Source organism: Arenibacter sp. F20364 (assembly GCF_023015905.1).
Classification (GTDB): domain Bacteria; phylum Bacteroidota; class Bacteroidia; order Flavobacteriales; family Flavobacteriaceae; genus Arenibacter.
This window is the reverse complement of sequence record NZ_JALKBD010000114.1, coordinates 1-1,068: the sequence shown is the minus strand read 5'-3', so window position 1 is coordinate 1,068 and position 1,068 is coordinate 1. Positions and strand designations below refer to the sequence as shown.

Genomic DNA, 1,068 nt, shown 5'->3' with positions numbered 1-1,068 from the left:
GGATCATGCCTAATTTCTGGGTATTTGGATATTTATGCAAATAACTGAGTTAACCTAAACAGGAAGAATTCTGTATTTCTAACGCCTCTGAATTGCACCCTGAATGCCTTTATTTTAGCGTTGAAGGATTCAGCGGATGCATTAGTACTTCTATTTATAAAATAGTTTAGGATAGACCTGTAGTTGAGGGCTATGGTATTGGCAATCGTTTTGAATGCCCGGAACCCTGTATTTTCCACGTCCTTGTACCAATGGGCCAGTTTTGTGTACGCTACCTCTATGGTCGTTGCCGTATTGAATATGTGCCTAAGCCCTTGGACCAGGTCGAATGCGAGCTTTATATCCGGATATTCCGAGAACAATATTTTACTTCTTTCAGATTGGTTCGGGGTCCAATTGTTGGGTGATTTATAAAGGAGGTACCTACTTCTGGCCAAGAGTTGTTTTCTGGTGTCCCCATTGCTGAATTCTTTTGGGACAAAGGCCCTGTTCTTTTCTTTTGCCCGTTTTATGTGTTCGTTCTCCAGGTCTATGGCATCCCATCTGTGCTTGATCCGGATGTCTTGAAGGGCTTCCAGTGCCAGCTTTTGTACGTGGAACCTATCCGTCACCTGTACCGCCTTTGGGAAACATTTTTTGGCGATGGTCTTCATGGAGTTTGCCATATCCAGGGTGATTTCCTTGACCGTTGCCCTTTTCTTGGTGGGTATCTTCATTAGTTGTTCTATGATAGGTTCCACCTTGGTGCCGGAGAATATGGCCACTATGGACCCTTTTTTTCCCTTGGCCTTTTTGTTGGTGATTATGGTGTAGAGCTCCCCTTTGGAGAGTGCCGTTTCGTCAATGGACAGGTAAGGTCCCATATTTTCGGGAAAGACGAGCCATTGTTTGGCATGTCCCTTTTGCTCCCAGTCCTTGAACTCGCTCAGATAATCCCTGTACTGTCGCTGGAGTTTCTTGCCATTTACCCCGAAGAGAGACCCCAGTTGTTGGCCGCTCAGGGCCGTATTATCCGTTGATCTCTTTTAAAAAAGCAGCGAACTCCTTTGACATGCGGGTCCCCTGTGC

Annotated in this window: 1 protein-coding gene; it reads right to left on the bottom strand. The window is 45.6% G+C overall.

Annotated elements, in window-relative coordinates; translation table 11 throughout:
* Positions 1-32: 32 nt before the first annotated feature.
* Complete coding sequence (locus MWU84_RS23935; protein ID WP_246906534.1) at positions 33-863, bottom strand: transposase; 831 nt, start codon at positions 861-863, stop codon at positions 33-35.
* Positions 864-1,068 lie beyond the last annotated feature (205 nt).